Source organism: Paenibacillus sp. GbtcB18 (assembly GCF_019091125.1).
Lineage (GTDB): Bacteria > Bacillota > Bacilli > Paenibacillales > NBRC-103111 > Paenibacillus_F > Paenibacillus_F chitinolyticus.
In genome coordinates, this window is record NZ_JAGXJX010000003.1 from 119,822 (window position 1) to 138,660 (window position 18,839).

At 47.4% G+C, this 18,839-nt stretch carries 17 protein-coding genes and 1 pseudogene; 6 read left to right on the forward strand and 12 right to left on the reverse strand.

The features are described from left to right. Positions 1-73: 73 nt before the first annotated feature. Positions 74-1,081, forward strand: a complete 1,008-nt coding sequence (locus KVT34_RS10990) for an alpha/beta fold hydrolase (RefSeq protein WP_217558659.1) — start codon at positions 74-76, stop codon at positions 1,079-1,081. 139 nt (positions 1,082-1,220) lie between these two features. Here the strand turns inward: KVT34_RS10990 and KVT34_RS31780 are convergent. Next, positions 1,221-1,457: pseudogene (locus KVT34_RS31780) on the reverse strand (short-chain dehydrogenase); the annotation flags it as partial. A gap of 207 nt (positions 1,458-1,664) precedes the next feature. Next, a complete protein-coding gene (locus tag KVT34_RS10995; RefSeq protein ID WP_217558660.1) occupies positions 1,665-2,081 on the reverse strand; it encodes a fibronectin type III domain-containing protein in 417 nt (138 codons plus the stop codon). A 290-nt stretch (positions 2,082-2,371) separates the two neighbouring features. On the opposite strand from KVT34_RS10995, the gene KVT34_RS11000 reads away from it, so the two are divergent. Next, a complete protein-coding gene (locus KVT34_RS11000) occupies positions 2,372-3,025 on the forward strand; it encodes a glycosyltransferase (protein ID WP_217558661.1) in 654 nt (217 codons plus the stop codon). A gap of 144 nt (positions 3,026-3,169) precedes the next feature. Here the strand turns inward: KVT34_RS11000 and KVT34_RS11005 are convergent, their stop codons facing one another. Genes KVT34_RS11005 through KVT34_RS11015 form a run of 3 tightly spaced genes read right to left on the reverse strand, consistent with a single transcriptional unit; the run spans position 3,170 to position 5,099 of the window. Next, complete coding sequence (locus KVT34_RS11005) at positions 3,170-3,853, reverse strand: hypothetical protein (protein ID WP_217558662.1); 684 nt, start codon at positions 3,851-3,853, stop codon at positions 3,170-3,172. A 1-nt stretch (position 3,854) separates the two neighbouring features. Next, on the reverse strand, positions 3,855-4,724 hold the full coding sequence (locus KVT34_RS11010; RefSeq protein WP_217558663.1) for an ATP-binding cassette domain-containing protein: 870 nt from the start codon (positions 4,722-4,724) through the stop codon (positions 3,855-3,857). Positions 4,725-4,730: 6 nt separating this feature from the next. Then, positions 4,731-5,099 (reverse strand): GntR family transcriptional regulator, encoded by a 369-nt coding sequence (locus KVT34_RS11015; RefSeq protein WP_254634776.1) that lies wholly within the window; start codon positions 5,097-5,099, stop codon positions 4,731-4,733. Between the two features lie 255 nt (positions 5,100-5,354). Here KVT34_RS11015 and KVT34_RS11020 point away from each other — a divergent pair, with 255 nt between their 5' ends. After that, positions 5,355-6,059: an ABC transporter ATP-binding protein gene (locus KVT34_RS11020; protein ID WP_217558666.1), complete on the forward strand. Its 705-nt coding sequence runs from the start codon at positions 5,355-5,357 to the stop codon at positions 6,057-6,059. Next, complete coding sequence (locus tag KVT34_RS11025) at positions 6,059-8,386, forward strand: ABC transporter permease (protein WP_217559273.1); 2,328 nt, start codon at positions 6,059-6,061, stop codon at positions 8,384-8,386. The genes KVT34_RS11020 and KVT34_RS11025 overlap by 1 nt, the downstream gene beginning before the upstream one ends. A gap of 109 nt (positions 8,387-8,495) precedes the next feature. Here the strand turns inward: KVT34_RS11025 and ppsA are convergent, their stop codons facing one another. Together ppsA and KVT34_RS11035 are read right to left on the reverse strand one after the other, a co-directional pair. Continuing rightward, positions 8,496-11,090, reverse strand: coding sequence for a phosphoenolpyruvate synthase (gene ppsA, locus KVT34_RS11030; RefSeq protein ID WP_217558667.1), 2,595 nt, complete (start codon positions 11,088-11,090; stop codon positions 8,496-8,498). A gap of 291 nt (positions 11,091-11,381) precedes the next feature. Beyond that, positions 11,382-11,816, reverse strand: a complete 435-nt coding sequence (locus KVT34_RS11035; protein WP_217558668.1) for an SgcJ/EcaC family oxidoreductase — start codon at positions 11,814-11,816, stop codon at positions 11,382-11,384. Positions 11,817-11,970: 154 nt separating this feature from the next. Here KVT34_RS11035 and KVT34_RS11040 point away from each other — a divergent pair, with 154 nt between their 5' ends. After that, positions 11,971-12,465, forward strand: a complete 495-nt coding sequence (locus KVT34_RS11040; RefSeq protein WP_217558669.1) for a MarR family winged helix-turn-helix transcriptional regulator — start codon at positions 11,971-11,973, stop codon at positions 12,463-12,465. A 231-nt stretch (positions 12,466-12,696) separates the two neighbouring features. Here the strand turns inward: KVT34_RS11040 and KVT34_RS11045 are convergent, their stop codons facing one another. From KVT34_RS11045 to KVT34_RS11060, 4 genes are all read right to left on the reverse strand, one after another. After that, positions 12,697-13,164, reverse strand: a complete 468-nt coding sequence (locus KVT34_RS11045; protein WP_309244084.1) for an SMI1/KNR4 family protein — start codon at positions 13,162-13,164, stop codon at positions 12,697-12,699. 284 nt (positions 13,165-13,448) lie between these two features. After that, entirely contained in the window at positions 13,449-13,661 is a 213-nt protein-coding gene (locus KVT34_RS32720; RefSeq protein ID WP_369016289.1) for an ROK family protein, read from the reverse strand. Between the two features lie 68 nt (positions 13,662-13,729). Continuing rightward, positions 13,730-14,914: an aminotransferase class I/II-fold pyridoxal phosphate-dependent enzyme gene (locus KVT34_RS11055; protein WP_217558671.1), complete on the reverse strand. Its 1,185-nt coding sequence runs from the start codon at positions 14,912-14,914 to the stop codon at positions 13,730-13,732. A gap of 34 nt (positions 14,915-14,948) precedes the next feature. Next, a complete protein-coding gene (locus KVT34_RS11060; protein ID WP_217558672.1) occupies positions 14,949-16,439 on the reverse strand; it encodes an aminotransferase-like domain-containing protein in 1,491 nt (496 codons plus the stop codon). 284 nt (positions 16,440-16,723) lie between these two features. Between KVT34_RS11060 and pdxR the strand changes: the two genes are divergently transcribed. Then, complete coding sequence (pdxR, locus tag KVT34_RS11065) at positions 16,724-18,175, forward strand: MocR-like pyridoxine biosynthesis transcription factor PdxR (RefSeq protein WP_217558673.1); 1,452 nt, start codon at positions 16,724-16,726, stop codon at positions 18,173-18,175. Between the two features lie 82 nt (positions 18,176-18,257). Here the strand turns inward: pdxR and KVT34_RS11070 are convergent, their stop codons facing one another. Then, entirely contained in the window at positions 18,258-18,794 is a 537-nt protein-coding gene (locus KVT34_RS11070; protein WP_217558674.1) for a pyridoxamine 5'-phosphate oxidase family protein, read from the reverse strand. Positions 18,795-18,839: the final 45 nt, after the last annotated feature.

Sequence of the window (18,839 nt, forward strand, 5' to 3'; positions counted from 1 at the left end):
GAACGTGCTGATCCGCAGCCGGATGGCACGCTAGTCAGATACACAAAAAATACGATACGGGGAGAATCGGATCATGAGAGATTACGAAATAGTTCCGCTCGGAGATGTCGAACTGCAATCGGGCACCACGCTGCCTCAAGCCTTTCTTGCCTATAAAACCTATGGAACTTTAAACGCCGCCAAAAGCAATGCGATTATTTATCCGACCTGGTTCGCGGGCTTGCATAACGATAACGAGTGGTTGATTGGGCCGGGCAAAGCGCTCGATCCCGACAACTATTTTATTATTGTACCTAATATGTTGGGAAACGGTCTGTCATCTTCTCCAAGCAATACTCCCGCCCCTTTTGACAAAGGGAATTTCCCGCTCGTTACGATTTACGATAATGTCCGCCTGCAGCACCGGCTTGTAACCGAGAAGTTCGGCATTACGAAGCTTGCTTTAGTCGTAGGCTGGTCGCTCGGGGCGCTGCAAACTTTTCAATGGGGCACAAGCTATCCGGAGATGGTAGAGCGAATTGCGCCATTCGGCGGAACAGCAAAAACCAGAGCGCATGCTCAAGTGGTTTTCGGGTCGCTGATCGCCGCATTACAAGCCGACTCCAATTGGAAGGATGGATTCTATACCCGCCAGCCTGCAGCAGGACTTGCCGCAATGGGACGCGCTTATGCTCCTTGGGGGTTCTCTCAGGCTTATTATTTGGAACAGCTTTATCAGGCGGAGGGGTACCCGACGCTCAAATCTTATCTGGAAAACTACTGGGATAAAGTTTTCTTGTCCTTTGATGCGAACGACTTGATTGCCATGCTCCGCACGGGGATACACGGGGATATTAGCGCGACTCCAGCAGACAACGGAAATTTTGAACAGGCGTTGAACCGGATCACCGCCCCTGCCCTTGTTATGCCGGGCACGACCGATCTCTTCTTTCCTCCCGGGGACAACGCGTATGAAGTGGAGCATATGCCGAATGCTGTTTTCCGGCCTGTTGAATCTAAGTGGGGCCACTGCTTCGGAATCGGAGCAAACGAACCGGATTCGGTCGTAATCGACAACCGTCTGAAACAATTTTTACGGTGAATCATGACTTGCAAAAATTTAATGACCGTAAGGAACTCAGTTTGACTGAGCTCCTTACGGTCATCTTCTGCAAGAAGATAGAATGCCCGAACGGATTCGGGGCATGCTTAATCTGAAAGAAAGTGAAATCGAGCGGCAATTATTCAATCGAAGCTTTCATGGCGTTGTACATTTTTTTTGCGTATTCGTCAACTTGATCTCGTGACATCCGCAAGCGGTCTGCCGAAGTGCTGTATCCAATTTCCGCACTGCCTTCTTCCAATCCTCTGAAAATACCGTCTGCGAAAGCATCTAAAGGTTCTACATGCGTACGCAGCCATGTTCCGCCTAACCCCGTATCTACTGCCGGCGGGACGACTTCAATGACCTCGAGGCCGAGCCCACTAGACTGTCGCCCCTTTCTCCCCCACTGCATTCATTCTATGCCCGCACACTCTAATGCCGCGGCCGGCAATCTCATTCATACATCGGAAGCGAGGTATAAAAAAACCACGTCCTTCCCGGCATGGAAAGAACGCGGCTTCGTCGTACCCTATCTTAAGCTCTAATAGCTTACAAACTGTTTACCGTCTGAAGCTCTTACTTATTTTAATGCCCCGAATTGCCATACTATGATGCCGCCAATCTCACCTACGGTCTTCTTTTCCTCTGTTTTCTGAGCTAACAATTTTCCGTTACTATCATATGCGGCAACCCAAACCCGGTATTGAGTGTTGGATTTAAGATAAGGAGCTTTAAAGAGTGTCACATTTCCCAAACTAATCTCTGGCACAACCGGAGGATCTAGCGGCTTATCTACTCTCACCATTTTGATCTTGTAATTTGTAGCTCCACTAACCGCATACCACGAGACTTGATATTCCACAACCGCCGCGGGTTCAATTAGGCTAGCAATTTTCTGGCTGTTGTTTTCACCTTGAACATTCTCCGCTGCTAATGCGGCTTGGCCAAACGTTAAAACCGAAGCTAATGCAGATAAGACAATCAATTGCTTTTTCATAGAAATCCTCCTCATAATAAGAATAAAATTAATTAACCTGGTGTCAAAAAACCTTTTGTAATCCAAATATATCATATATTACCAAATATGGGAAGTTAAAATGTTATTTATAACTCATTTTCTCACATGATTACGTCCCCTTCTCCGACCATGAAAAAAACGAGTATCGGGTCCTGAGTCCGATATCAATCTTGGCGGAACGCCTTCCATCATCCTCTGCATAAATCAGATGTTTTAACCCATAATAAAACAGCCTATTTGACTTAAAAGCGTACAGAGGAGCAGATGAATTGAAAAACAAATGGTTAGTGACAATATTATCCATCTCGGTGCTCGTTTTTAGCATGACGCCGGCAGTAGGTTCCGCGGAAGCGAAGGCGGTCGAGAAGAAAGATTCAACTTGCCTAAGTCCCAAAATGGTACAGTTGAAAAGTGATATGCAGAAGGTTTGGATCGACCACACGATATGGACAAGAAGTTACATTGTCAGCGCCATATCTAATCGTCCGGATCAGAAAGACGTATTGGACCGGCTTTTGCGGAACCAACAGGATATAGGCAATGTGATCAAGCCTTATTATGGAGAAGCGGCCGGTAATAAGCTGGCGGATCTTCTGAGAGAGCATATTCTGATCGCAGGGAAAATTGTAGAGGCGGCCAAAGCGGGCAATCAGGCAGAAGTCAAAAAACTTGAAGCGGATTGGCATAGAAATGCCGACGATATCGCCAAATTTTTAAGCGCGGCGAATCCGAACTGGCCGTTTAAAACGCTGCAAGATAAACTGTATACACATCTTCAGTTGATTACGGAAATCGTTCTTGCTTGTCTCAAAGGAGATTGGAAAGCGGATATTGCGGCAACCGACAAAAACGAGATCCATATGATACATATGGCCGATTTTCTGACAGATGGCATTGTCAAACAGTTTCCCGGAAAGTTCTAAGCCAGCGCGATCGACCTTAATGATATTAGTTTGCAAGATTTAGGGCCATCCTATTGCAGGATGGCCCTCTCTTTGCTCTCGTGTTTTTTTGTAAATTAATTCGTTTCCCCTTGAAAACGCGACGTTTCAAAGAAAGGAGTTTATTCAGTGCGTTCTTCCTCTGGTAAAAAGCCAGCCGCCTGCCACAAAAACCAAAGAAAGAATCAGATTGAATCCTATGCCCGCAAACAAGGAGCCGTTAAATAACAGAGTTTTGAAAAAAGAGACGACATGAACACGCAGCGAAGGAATCGCCGTTCCGACGGGGATCGCCGCAATGAGCAGTGCCCACAGCAGCCACCCCACAGGGTGGTAGTAACCGGAGATCAGCATGCTGAGCAGCGTCATCGCCATCAAATAAAAAGCGGTTTGGTAAAGGAAACAACCGGCCAAGCCAAAGTCGTTCCAGTGAAAAGCCGTAATCATATTAACAGGAATCGGATAATTTCCGGCGCCATTTGATTCAAGTGCCGACCAGAAACTATTAATCAGAGCGATGACTCCCGCGTAGACGGCAAAGACGAATAGAAGTCCCTTAAAATATTGCTCTCTGCTTGCGCCTAAATGTACGATGCGTTTGTAATAAATGAGCGGCAGCACGATAGCGATAAGAGGCAAAATGAGAATCAGTATGTTGCCGCCCGAAAAGCCCCTGCTTTGGCTGCCGTCTATAAAGAGACCGACGATGAATTCCGCCGTTTTCCCAAGCAGGAGCAGAAGAATGACGCACCAGATGTAAATCCTCATTTGCAAATAGGTTGCCTTTAAATGAACGGTCAATGCCCCCACTTCAATGACCTCCTTGGATTAAATACGAGAAGAACGTTTGAAGCGTCAAACTTTCGATCGAAATATCCATCTCACGCGCCAGCCGTCTGTCCCCGTCATTCAACTTTTCGTAAATAGCGGCAAGCGTGCCATAGCCATAAGTCTCCTTATGTAAGACTCGCTTTCCGGCCGTAAAGGAAGCAACGGCCTCTGAATTGCCCCGGATCAGATGAGCTGCCATGCGTATCTCGTCCATGTCATCATGAAGCAGGATCGCCCCGGCTTCAATCACATAAACTTTTTCCGCAACCGGGGCGATTTCGTCAATTAAATGCGTAGACAGTAAGATCGTGCGGGGGTGATTGGCGCAGTCTTCCAACAGCGCTTTGTAGAACTTTTCCCGCATCAAAACATCGAGTCCAAGCACCGGCTCGTCAAATAACGTCAGCGGCGCCCGGCTGGCTAGACCGATGATGTTGCCTACGAGCGATTCCGTGCCTCTTGAAAGCTGTCTGATTTTTTTGTCCGGATCGAGCCGGAACGTTTTGAGCAGCTCATGAGCAAAGGTCCAGTCCCAGTTCGGATGAAAATTTGCGGCGAATTTCAACACGTCGATAATCCGCCCTCCTCTGAAGTGCTTGTTATTCTCGCGCACGAAACAGAAATCGTCCGGAAGTTCTCCCCTCCCCAGCTTCTTCCCTCTTACCTCGATTGAGCCGCTATCCGGGAAAATGCCGCCGGCGATCGTGTTAAGCAGCGTCGTTTTGCCGGCACCGTTCCGCCCGAGCAAACCATAGATAACATTTTCCTCCAACTGCAAATCCAAATTGCACAAGGCGTAAGTCCGGCCGTATTTTTTGGTTAAATTGCCGCAAGTCAATACTATGCTCACGATTCGCTATTCCTCTCTCAACTGTTTGATCATGTTCATAATGTCCTTGGTTGTCAGTCCGAGTTTGTCGGCTTCATCCAGCAGACCGGATAACAGTTCCTTGTGGAAACGTTCTCTCCGTTTAATTTGAATCTTCTGCTTCGCTTCGGCCGCGACATACATGCCAAGCCCTCTTTTTTTGTACAGAATCCCTTCATTTACGAGCAGCCCGATTCCCTTCACGACCGTCGCGGGATTGATCTGAAACAGCTGGGAAAACTGGGCCACGGAAAGAATTTGTTCATCCACACGGAAAGTGCCGTTCAGAATATCGTCCTCAATGATGTCGGCTACCTGTTGAAAAATCGGCTGCTTATCGTCGAAAGTTACACTCATTCCCTCACCATTCAGCATATTAGTATGTTACCTATCCAGCACACTATAAATTATGGGCCAAAAATTGTCAATCAAGGCTCAAGCAGCTTGCACCGCCGCGGCAATAAACACATACATCCAGTGATTGACAATAATCCACAAGCGTATTATAGTATGCTACATTAGTAACATACCAACATACAAATTGAAGTAACTGAGTACAAAATAGCTTCCGAAATTTGAATTTCAATAAACCCGTACAAGGAGAGGTCCTAAGTGAACAAGTTAATCGAATTCAAGAACGTGGCGAAAGAATACAAAGTAGGCGAAGTGCAGATCAAAGCGCTCGATGGCGTTGATTTTTCCATAAGGGAGGGAGAATTCGTCGTTATTTTGGGTGCAAGCGGTGCCGGTAAAAGCACGATTTTGAACATACTTGGCGGTATGGATACGGCTACGTCAGGTCAGGTGTTTGTCGGCGATCAGGAAATCACTAGCCTGGGCGAAAAAAAGTTAACGCAATATCGCGCTGAGAAAGTGGGTTTTGTGTTCCAATTTTATAACTTAATACCGAATTTAAACGCTCTGGAGAATGTGGAGTTCGCCACGGAAGTATGCAAAAACTATCTCGATGCGAAACAAATTTTATATAAAGTCGGACTGCAGGACCGGATCAAAAATTTCCCTTCCCAGCTCTCCGGAGGCGAACAGCAAAGAGTTGCCATAGCCAGGGCGGTTGCCAAAAACCCTCTGCTTCTGCTCTGCGATGAACCGACCGGAGCTTTGGATTATGTGACAGGCAAGTCTGTCTTGAAGCTTCTGCAGGAGTTGAACAAGGAGACGAAAACGTGCGTCGTTCTCGTCACCCATAATTCCGCTATTGCTCCGATGGCCGACAAAATCATTAAGGTTAAAAGCGGAAAGATCGAAAGCGTTACGCTGAATAAAGAAAAACAAAATGTGGAAGGGATCGAGTGGTGATGAAACTGCTTTCCAAATTAATAAGGGATATCAGACAATCTTCAGGGCAATTTATAGCGCTGGTCTTGGTTGTGGCTGTGGGGGCTTTTTTCTACGGGGGCCTGGTCAGCTATAGCGATACTCTCCGTACTTATACGACAGATTATTTTAAAAACCATCATTTAAGCGATTTATATGTCTATTACAAGCAACTATCTAAAGAGGAAGCGGCTCGTTTAAGCGAAATTGAAGGGATACATAAATTAGAAGGACGTTATACGCTCAAGGCCAAGCAAGTCTTTGATAACGTGAAAACGTCGTTAACCGTTCATTCGATTCCCGTGAACAATGAAATCAATACGCTTACGATAGTCGAGGGCAGTATCCCGTCAAAAAAGGGAGAACTCGTATTGGATTCCCATTATGCCGCAGAACATCAGTATCGTGCAGGCGATACCATTCGTATCTATACGGACGGTAAAGAGTTTACGTTTACGATTAGCGGTTTATGTGAAAATGTGGAATATGTCAAGAAAAACCGGACCCAAGACCACAAAGCTCAAGGATTCGCATACATCTCGGAAGAGACCGTTCCTGACATGCTGGGTGGCGGATTCACCTATAATGAAATCATGATCGATGCCGAAGAGGGGTACGACGTGGATCAAATCGGTAAATCCATTGAAGCGCAGTCCTCCCCGCTTGCCTATCTGAACCAAGTAAATAAGGAGCGGACCTTCAACTATTCCCAAATCACCCAAACCATCTACAATAACACCATGATGAGTAAGGTTATCCCTTTGGTCCTCTTTTTGATCGAGGCGATTATCGTCTTTCTGATTATGTCGAGACTGATAGATTCTCAAAGAAATCAAGTGGGCATCATGAAGGCTTTGGGCGTCAAAAGCAGAAGCATCCTGCTTCATTACATGGGCTACCCTGTGCTGGTAAGCATTGTAGGCTCCATCCTGGGCTGTGCCATTGCCGCTCTTGTATTCATTCCCATGGTAAGAGGGTCGAGCGCACGGGCCTACTCGCTGCCTGACATTACCTTCTCGCTTTCCTTATTGACGCTTATTCCTCCTATCCTTTTCTCCGGTGCTTTCGGAAGTTTAGCCTGTTATTTAAGCGGAAGAAACGTATTAAAAGAACGTGCGGCTCAAGCCATGCGTCCTAAACCCCCTAAGAAGATGAAAAAATCGATCATCGAAAAAATTCCGGGGATCTGGAATCGTATTCCCTACAGCTACAAGCTTATTTTCCGAAATCTGTTTTTAAATAAGCAAAAAGCTTTGGCAAGCTCAGTCGGCGTTGTGGTAAGCACGGTTTTATTAATCACGGCTTTTGGCACTCAGACCGCTTTGCAAAAAGTAGCCGGCCAAACTGAAGATGTCCATACTTATGATTTAAGAGTGGATTATTCGGCGGGACTGGTTCCCGATCCGGCAGATCTGCCCTCCGGTATTAAAAACAGGGTTGGATTAGCCACCTTTCCTATAGAATTTATCAAAGAGGACGGGCGTGAGAATGCCACTCTGGTCGTTACCGAAAAAGATAACTCTCTCCTTCATTTCTTTGACGATCAGGACGACAGGATTTCATTGGAAGAAGGCGGTGTGCTGGTACCCAAATCCTACGCCGACAAATACCACATTGCAAAAGGGGATACCATCCAATTAAAGTTTGCGGATCCTGAGCTAAAAAACAAATCCGTTGACATGAAAGTATCGCACATATCCACCCAGTACTCGAATCCGTCGTTTTATATCACACCGGCTTATCTAAAAAGCTTTGACCTGGATTACAGACCGGCCTCGCTTTTAATTGAAGCTGCCGGCCCTGCGGATCTTGCAAGCATTCGTCACTTCTTCGAACAAGATCCGCGGGTAGATACCCTTACAGATAAGAGTGATCTAAAGAAATCCGCTCAATATATTTTGAAGCAAAACAGCTTTGTTTTTATTATGTTTATCATTTGTGCGGTCCTGCTTTCTTTTGGCGCCATCTTTACGATCACTTCCATCAACATTTACGAAAGAAACCGCGAGCTTGCAACCCTGAAGGTACTAGGCTACCAAAAAAGTAAAATAAACCGTCTCATCTTTTTTGAAAACATCATCCTCACCACCTTTGCGGTTCTTGCAGCGTTACCGATCAGCGGCTATGTGTATTCACTTGTTGTAAAGGCACTGTCCAGCACCCATCAGCAAATCCCGGATCAATTGAATCCGTTCGTCATGTCGCTTGCCATTATCGCTGCTTACTTACTCACCGTGCTCTCTAACTTACTGCTTCGGCGGAAAATAACCCGGATTAATATGATCGAATCTTTGAAAAGCGTAGAATAGATGGGGCCGCCTAAGTCCGGGTAAGGGCTTGACACCATCAGCAAAAAATAGCCTTGGCCATGAGTCGGCCAAGGCTATCTGCGTACACGCGTATTGAGGGTTGCAATGATTACAAGATTTCAATGTACCCTTCTGTTCCATGCACGCGAATTCGCTGCCCGTCTTTAATCAGTTTGGTAGCATTATCCACTCCGACAACTGCCGGCAAGCCATATTCACGCGCGATAACGGCTCCATGGGTCATCAGTCCGCCAACTTCGGTGACTAGACCTTTTATGGATACAAATAAGGGCGTCCAGCCGGGGTCGGTAAAGGAGGTGACTAATATATCCCCGTCTTCCAGATTCGCATTTTCCATGTTTAAAATGACACGCGCTCGCCCTTCTATGACTCCGGATGAAACCGGCAAACCCACGATAGCTCCGGCCGGTAGATTTTCTCGATCGTACTCACCTGTAATAATTTCACCATCAGACGTGATGACACGCGGCGGGGTTAGTTTTGCATATATTGTATACTCGTCTTTTCGTTTGCCGATGATGGAATCATCCCGTTTATTCGTGCGTACGACTTCGTGAAGTTCTTCAAAAGTGAGATAGTATATATCTTCTTTGTCACGGATAACGCCGGCTTGAACGAGTCGTTCGGCTTCTTTCAGCAAAGCCTGCTTATAGACGAAGTAGCGGCTAATATACCCGTATTTGGGATATTCCCGGTAGCCGATGAAATTCCGGATGAGGTCGATCCTTTCTTTTGTTTCTTTGGCTTTTTGGTCACCATCCGGTAGCTGTTTCAATCGATCGAGCAGCTCTTGTTCTTTTTCCAAAGCTTCCAGGCGCCCTTGTTCAAATTTTCGCTTGCCGGCATTAGGCTCAAAGTTCTTGATGTTACTAAGAATCAGGGGGACCAGTGTAAGTGGTTTTTCACTCCAACGGGTCCTCGTAATATCGATTTCTCCGGCACATCGCATTCCGTATTTGCTGAGAAAATCATAGATAGCGTCTCGGCTTTCCCTTCCTCCATCGAACTTAACCAGTTCCTCCAGAAAGTGATCCTCTTTTGCATGCTGCAAATAATCAATCACTTCCGGATAAGGACGAATCACATCCGCGACATCCATTAGCGCCAGACCCATTTCCGAAGTAATATTACCCGGTACAGATTGAGAAAGAGTATCCGCCGCGTTTTTTTCGCCTAACCACTCCTTCATGTTCTCATTGATCCATGATGAAGCATTTATAGCAGCCATAAACACGGCCGTACTTTGAGGGTCAAATAAGATCTTCTTTAATTGCTGGATATCTTCCAGAATAAAATCGAACAAATCCGGCCCCGATTTCGTTCGGATGTTTTGTTTTAACTCTTCTATTGAAGCTTGACTACGCTGAATCAACTTGGAGACGATTGTCGGATCGTTTTCGATTGGTGCCCGCATATCTGAATTGCTTCTGCCAGGACTTGGCGCCTTTTGATCATCGGGTACCAATTTTATAAAATCTCGCTCTAGTATCGTTTTGATTGCACCTAGGATGAGCGGATCGGAACTCATGTTATTTAAAAAAGTTTCCCGGCTGGCAGGTGTAGCGAGCATAGGTGCAACATCGACAAACAGCCTTCCGCCGGCTTTACGCATACGTGCAGGCGTAATTAACAGGTAAAAAGACAATCCCAACGGTTTAATGGGATCCGTCATCATTTGTTGATGCCCGACAGATAGATAGACGTGATTTTCTTGATCATTCGCTTCAGGGATCGGGTATAAAGTCGTGATCGGCCGACTCTGGACCACATAAAAGGTATCGTGTGCCAAACACCATTCGATATCCTGCGGACAGCCAAAATAAGCTTCGATCTGTCTTCCGATGCGTGCCAGCTGCAAAATTTGTTGTTCGGTAAGGGTTTGAGCTTTTTGCTGATCGGGATTGAGCTGCACGGCCTCTGTTCCGCCTTCTTTTCGCCCATAGATAGCTAATTTTTTGGTTGCGATCCTCTTCTCGACGACTTCTCCTTCCTGCACTTGATAACAATCGGCGGATACCAGGCCGGAGACCAGAGCTTCTCCGAGTCCAAAACCGGCATCGATGGATAGCCGCTTTCGGTTAGAAGTAATCGGATCAGCGGTAAATAAAATCCCCGAAGCCTGCGGGAAAATCATCCTTTGAACGATAACGGATAAGTAAACTTGACTGTGGTCAAATCCGTTTTGCATACGATAGATGACCGCTCGATCCGTAAATAGGGACGCCCAGCATTTGCTGATATGCTGTAAGATGGCATCGGCGCCGATGATGTTTAAGTAGGTGTCTTGTTGACCCGCAAAAGAGGCATGCGGCAAATCTTCAGCAGTCGCACTGGAACGCACTGCGTAAGCATGTTCTTCACCAAACCGGGAGAGATAGTGAGTAACTGCTCTCACAACATCGGAAGGAATTTCCGCTTCCCTAATGAGTTGCCTGATCTTCCCGCTGATTTCCCCGATTTGATCCCGATCATCTGCTTTTAGCAAGGTTAGTCGATGGAGCAAAGCTTGATACGTTTCGTTTTGTTCGATGGCTTTCCGATATCCCGCTGTTGTAACGCAAAATCCTTCCGGTACTTGGATTCCTTCCAATTTGGATAGTTCCCCTAAATTCAACCCTTTTCCGCCAACGAGCGAAAGCTGCGTTTTTTCCATTTCCTGAAAACCGAGTACCAAAGAACTCATTCGATATCTCCCCTAACCATTAAATTGAGAAAAACAGTTGACAAGAATTCACCGGCACGGTATACTTAAAGTATAAGATGCATAACTCATGTCCAAACATTTAAAAAGAGTCGCGATCTGATTATATCATCGTGTCTGTTTATATGCAAGACTAAAGAACCTGATAATCTACTCAGGTTCTTTTTTGATTTCCCCTGTACGCGGAAAATGTCGGCAGACATTTAGCTTCCGGTTTTCTCCCCGCTGCGATCGCGCTTTTCTCCAAGTCACGGATTGATGAAGTCTATCCTGCTATTCCTGCGCCCCTCTCGGCATCTCTTGAATGCGACAATTATGGAATGCGGTCAGCTTCCATTCTCCATTCTGCTTGACGACTACATTCGTATTGATCGATCCTCTGTTGTCAGGGGCGGCGTGCTCAGACGCGGCGAGTTGTACTTCACCAATCGCGTGTACTACGGCAACATCGGGCGTGATGAAGCGCGGCTGCAAGTCGACAGTGGCGCTAGATACCATAGCGGAGCCCTTCAACGGACCCGCGAACAGCATTTGATGTACATCGGAAATTTGTTTCCGTCCCTTCAGATGCTGTCCCATGAACGTTACATAATCGGCATCTTCCATAAAGCAGCTGCCGAAAAGCTCACCGTTGCCCGCGTTCCAGGCATCGCTTAGTTTTGCAAACAATGCGCCGATAGCTTTCATATGATCCTGCTGGTTTGTCATTTTAACATCTTCCTCTCCATAATGAATGTGTTTGGCGGTTAATAAGGTGTGTGATACACTAACGAGTATAAGAATCTTAATCCACAAACTATCTTAACAAATATGATATCTTAATAAATCAAGATAAATATATCATATGCTTGGAGGTTTCCTTATGTCAAGGGACAATTTTCCTTCCGCTATACCCGTGCCGACATCCACCCAACAGGCTTTGCTTTACGAACTGCGCCAAAACAGCGCGCGAGCCGTTATGTTTCATCAGCTGATCTCGGAAAAATTAGGACTAAATGCCACGGATCACAAGTGCCTCGATTTTCTAAACCGCACGGGTCCGGTAACCGCAGGCCAGTTGGCACAGCTGACAGGACTGACTACAGGAGCGGTGACCAGCGTCATCGATCGGTTGGAGAAAGCGGGCTATGTCGTCAGGGACAAAGATCCGAACGATCGAAGACGTGTTGTCGTCAAGCCTGCCCCAGAGGGCACGATTCAGATTTCCCCCCTCTTCCATTCGGTTATACAGTCGACGCTCCAGCTTCTTTCGCAATATAACGAACAGGAAATGGAGTTGATTCTTGGCTTTATCAGGAAGTGCAATGAAATGACGCTGGAGGAAATGAACAAATTGAAACTTGCAAACGAGTCTTAACGGGAGGAAATGAAGAACATGCCATCGCGTGTGCGGGTTGTATCTCATGATGAAGATCCCGACTGCATACCGATAAAAATGAAAGAACCGTTCCTCTTTTCAGGGAACGGTTCTTTATTTGGCAGCTATGTCACAACCAAATGTATACGCAATGCTATCAAACAGGAACGGCCTTTACGAAATTCACCTTCTCTTCCACTTTCGGTAAGTCATGAGTTTTAAAGTTTTGAATTAAGAGCGCTCGTCGATCAACTGTTCCAAAAACTCCGCGAACGTCAAAGCATACGTTTCGATCAAGTCATTCATGAGATCATAACGCATAATCGGAAATTCACCTTGTTCATTGCTTGAAGACGTATCAAAATAATAAAGCTCGTCGTCATCCGGAACGAACAAGTCGACTCTGTGGGGAAACCGGCTTACGAGCCATTCTTCTTCTTTATTCAGCCTATGTATGTAGAGAAGGTCACTGTCGGCATACTCTCTATGCTCCGGAGAAGTGATCGTCAGAATATTCCCGCCGTTCAACGAGGCATTTCCGTAATGAATCAGCCACCAGCGGTAAGACGGAGGAAGGCTGAAGCCTAATTCCTCTTCCGCTTCGGCTATCCAGCCCTCTTCCGCCCCGTGACAGGGAAACCACTTTAAAGCAGTAGTCGTCTTCAGTTTGTCTGCCAAACGCTCATACATGAGTTGCATCCATCCTCTCTCCCTGCACCTATATAATTTCCAAATTCTGCTCCTTCATTATAGCACATAAAATTCACCGGCATCGGTGCCCGGCATTCCGGCTCTTCGATTTCGCTAAGAATCCTTGCCGGCTTGACGGATCGATCGGCGATAATCCACCGCGGCTCGCAACAACTAACGCACCTGCCTATTAGGGCAAAGGCAAGTTGTGTTTCCGCCATCTTGTGAAGTACGGATATTAAATTCGCTTATGGGAGGAGGCTGGGTAATCCATCCCGGGATGAGAATTCCATTTAATGTAATCGTGGTGCCGGGTCCGAGAACGTGTTTCCGCCGTCTTTGGAACGATTGAAAAAATAAATCCCATCAATTGTTTCATGGATGGGTTCAAGAACGACACTGCCCGTTGCAGCCAACAGATCATTCATTTGTCGGGCGATGCCGGTTCCCGATGCATATAACTCCGGACAGCCCTTGTTTCCGCATAGGCAAGGTTGGCAGTCCATAACGCTTCCGAAGGATCTTCTCGATCTGTGTTCGATGAAGATAACTTCGGTGAATGGTGATAGTTTCGTCAAATCGGCTGCGTCGTCCGGATAAACCTTCCCATCCGCTCCAGCCCCTTCTCCAAATTGATGAGTGAGGCTGCATAAGAGCAGCGGATAAAACCTTCTCCGCCAGATCCGAACACATGTCCGGGCACGACCGCCACCTTCGCTTCCTCCAGCAGCCGGAGAGCGAACTGCTGAGATGACATGCCGGTAGAAGCAATTGAAGGGAAGGCATAGAAAGCTCCCTCAGGCTCGTGACAGGTCAACCCGATAGCATTCAAGCCTGCTACAAACAACTTGCGGCGTTCATTGTAGCTCGCCATCATCTCATCCTTGGCAGCCAGGCCATGACGCAATGATTCGATTGCGGCGATCTGTGCAAGGGTAGGCGCGCACATGGCCGTGTACTGGTGAATTTTAAGCATGCCGGCTATCAACTCGCGCGGGCCGCAAGCATAGCCCACCCGCCAGCCCGTCATTGCGAACGCTTTAGAAAAACCGCTGATGACAATCGTACGCTCCTTCATGCCTGGAAAGGAAGCGATACTGACATGTTTGCTCCCATAAGTCAGCTCGGCATAAACTTCATCCGAAATGACAACCAAATTATGTTTGATGATTAGCTCTACAATGGGCAACCAATCCTGCTCCGTCATAATTGTTCCGGTCGGATTACACGGATAATTGATCATCAGAGCCTTCGATTGCGGCGTAATCGCCGCTTGAAGTGCTTGGGGTGTCAGCTTGAACTGTTCCTGTGCCGCAGCCGCCACCTCCATGATTTTACCGCCATGCAGGTGGGTAATCGGTTCATAGGCAACATAGCTTGGCGCCGGAATAAGCACCTCATCACCCCGATTAATCACGGCTCGCAGAGCCAAATCGACGGCTTCACTGCTCCCCACTGTCACGATGATTTCCTGCTCGGGATCGTAGGAAAGCGTGAAGCTGTCTGCAAGATAAGCCGAAAGCTCCTCCCTCAGCTCCATCGAGCCGGCATTTGAGGTATATTGCGTCTGCCCTTCACGCAATGCTTGAATGCAGGCTTCACGCACCTTTTCCGGTGTAACGAAATCCGGCTCTCCGACTCCCAGGGCGATTGTATCTCCCCCAGCCGCATTGAGATCAAAAAAAGCGCGAATACCCGAAGGCCGAATATCCCGTACACGCGAGGATAAAAACCGCCCTGTGCCCTCTTCACTAAACATCTTGCACCATCCCCCACTCCTGTCTCCAAAATCGTTATGCCTGAAGAAAGCTGCGCGCCTCTCGGCCGATGATCTGAATACCCCGCTCGATATTTTCATCCGTCACTCGTGAAAAACCAAGCCGCAATGTATTCGTCCCTTCGCCTTCTTGAATAAAAAACTTGTCTCCCGGCGTAAAAATAACACCCTGTTCTGTGCAAGCCTCCAGCAGTTGGCGTGTATCCACGCTTGAGGGGAAGGTAAGAAACAAATGCAAGCCCCCGTCGCCGGACAGTTGTGCCTCAGGGAGATGTGCTTCACAGCACGCCTTCGTCAATTCATATTTGCGCTTATATTCCATACGCGCTTTTTTTATATATTTATCGAAATTTCCGTTGAGCAAGTATTGATATAAAATCGATTGATCGATTGTGGATGTATGAATGGTGCGTGCACGCTTAATGCTTTCCAGATGGTTGATCAGCGCCCGGTCTCCAAGCACCCACCCCACTCGCAAGCCTGGGAACAGCACCTTGGAGAGGCTGCCGATATAGATGACTCCGTTCCCTTGCCCTGCTGTCGCTATTAACGGGGCAACATGCGCTCCCGAGTAGCGCAGCTCTTCGTTGAATCCATCCTCGATCACGGGAATCTGATAGCGGGTCATTAATTTTATGACGGCGCTGCGCTTCGCCGGCGACATGACGATGCCTGTAGGATTGTGATAGGAAGGAGTCAAATAGGCCAGATCAAAGCTGATTGTCTGTTTCTGCAACACCTTCTCGAGCCGGTTCACATCAATACCGTCACGCTCCATCGGAATACCGGTAATTTCAAATCCTTGCAGGTTCAAATTTTTGATCGCGGTATGATGGGTCGGATTTTCACAAATTGCCGCTCCGCGTCGCGCCGAAGGGCGCAGTGCCGACAGCACAATGTCAAAGCCTTCCGTAAACCCGCTTGTAATCAGCATATCTTTGCCGCTAATATCGATGCCCTTATTCTCCATATAACGCATCAGGTAATCGATCAGCGGTTTATAGCCCTTGGCATAGCCGTAGTTGAGCAGCACCTGCCCTTCGATTGCCATCCGATCCAAAAAGGCCCGCCTTACGTCCCCCAAATCAAACAGCCCCTCATCCGGAGCGATGCTTGTGAAAGAAATGACCCCTTTATGAGCGCGAATGCCCTGCTTCATCCTATCCAGCTCAACAGCCGATACGGCATACTCGTTCATTCTGGCCTTCCAGTCGATCTGCCAGGAGGCAGAGCCGTCAGATCCGCCGGTGTCTGCGGTGAAATGCCCCTCCGTAGCGGCCACATAGCTGCCTTTGCCGGGAATCACGTACCTAAATCCGTCATCTTCCAGCCCCTCATAGGCTGCAATGACTGTATTGCGGCTCACCTTTAGCAGACCGCTCATTTCTCGCGTGGAGGGCAGCTTCTGATCCGCCTGAAGCACCCCTTTTATAATTAACCGTTTGATGTATTCTTTCACTTGCAATGCGACCGGACGGCCACCGACGAGCTTGAAATCCTGGAACATCGTTCATCGCCCCCATTTATTTATGATGGCATAGGAAACGAGAGAAAAAAAGAACCACCGCACTGGATTTTTAATCCTTCGGTGGTTCCTCCATACATGTACAGGTTTAAGCGATTATTTCAAAATGAATCTTGCCGATGGTCAGGTTTAAAACTCGATGACTGGATCATTTGCAAGTGCAATTATCATTATGATAATGTATCAGTCAATGGAGTGTTGATAATTATTCGCTGACAGTCTTTTAGAACAATCCATAATTCCGAAAAAACACTAGAGGTGAATGAATGCTAAAAGTAAACCGAGATGACGAACGTCCCATCTGGCAGCAGCTTCTAGACCAAGCGATCCATAATATCACAACCGGAAAATGGCCGCCGGGCGAATTGCTGCTCCCATCCCGCGAACTCGCTCCATTGATTGGCGTTTCCCGCTCAACCATACAGATCGTTTACGAGGAGTTATTCAGCCGCGGGTACACCGTAACCTCGCGTCGCGGCGGGACAAGGGTCAGCAAATGGACGTATGCGACTCGTCCTGCGGAGGCTGCGGCGACACAAGGACCCGTCCCTCCCGAATTGCCTGTATTAAACTCGGCAATCGGCCATTTGCACAGCTGGTTCGGAGACAAAGAAAATCGAAGAGTTGAGATCGATTTTAGTCCCCATGAGCCTTATATAGACGAACATTTTCAAAAGAATTGGAGGCAATCCTTTTTACATGCCTCCACTGAAACAGACCTGGACAGCTGGGCTTACGTCGACTCCTACGGATTCCTGCCGCTGCGAGAGCAGATTCAACGTTATTTGTCCCTTGAACGGGGCGTTCATGTGAATATCGATCAAATCCTGTTAACCTCAGGCGCACAACATAGCATCGATTTGATCGCACAAGCCCTTTTACATGAAGGAGAAACGGTTTCGGTAGAAGATCCCGGCTTCCCTGCCGCCTGGATGGCGATGAAGTATCGGCGCATGCAAGTGGTACCCGTTCCGGTCGACGAGTACGGGCTACGCGTGAACCGCATTCATCCCAGGTCCAAACTTGTCTTTGTTACGCCATCGCACCAGTGTGCGGTTGGAGTTATTATGTCGGAGCCTCGTAGACAACAATTACTGCACATGGCTGCCGAGCAGCGGTTTTGGATTGTTGAGGACGATTACGACAGCGAATTTCGATATCGCGGCGACCCGCTTCCAACCTTGTTCAGTCAGCGGCCTCAGAACACGTTGTATATGATGAGTTTTTCCAAAATGGTTGCTCCCGGTATTCGGATCTCGGCAATCATCGGTCCCAAAGAGGCGATCCGTCAGCTTGCCCGGGTCCATGAATTAACCTATCGTCATCTTCCGATTATGGAGCAATTAACGCTTACTCATTTTATCGAACATGGTCATTTCATGCGTCATATGAGGCGAGTCCGAAATATATACCGGCGCAGGCACGAAGCTATGGCGAAGGCCATCATCACGACAGGTCTGAGTGAACACTTCACACTAAGCGGCGTAGAAACGGGATTGCATATGCTTCTTGAAGCTGTTCAATCATTTGACGAAGAAACCGTGACGAACCTGGCACTCGAAAAAGGAATACGTGTTTATCCGCTTAGCATGTATTGTTTGGAAAGCGACCGTAAAGGATGGGTACTCGGTTTCGCTAAAGTTGATGAAGCGGCCATTGAAAAAGGCATTTCTCGTCTGGCGGAGTTGCTTTTATCCTACAAGATTCTCCATTCCTAATTGTCCCGGTACGCGTTGTCATTCCAGTGATAGCTATCCGGCAAGTAACGTCTAAAGGTACTTGCGTATAAATACAAAAATCTCACACGGTTTTTCCGGGTTTGAACATTTTTTCTTCTTCTACTGCATTTTCTTTCGCGGTGATATGGTGTGGATCAATTCTGTACACCTGAACAGGACCGCCGAATACCGCTGACCGGTATTTATCTACGTGCTGCCGGGGTAACGGCCGATTATAGTAACCAGGCACGTACTTATGCATCATTTCTTGCAGCATGTGTGTAGCTTCATCCAGATCGGCGATAGGCTGTGCCTTGCCAAAAATCATCACACTCATATAGGCCGTGTCCGTTTTGGCCGGCACCGGATCCGTAATCGTTCCATATTCTTCACAAACCGTAAAACAAACCTCCGGGTTAGCATCCATCACCTGATTTCTTCTCCCGCCTGTGGCTCCGTGGAAATAAAGCTTCCCATTTGTCCAAACGAAATTGAGCGGAACGACATACGGCAGATGACCATCGACCATACCAAGCTGTCCGATTCGAGCTCGCTGCAGAAAGGTATCAATCTTTCTCTTGTCCAAAACTTCTCTGATCTTGTAACGTACTCTATCCATTGTGATCACTCCTATTGTTGTGAAGTATTGTGAGGTAAGTTTATC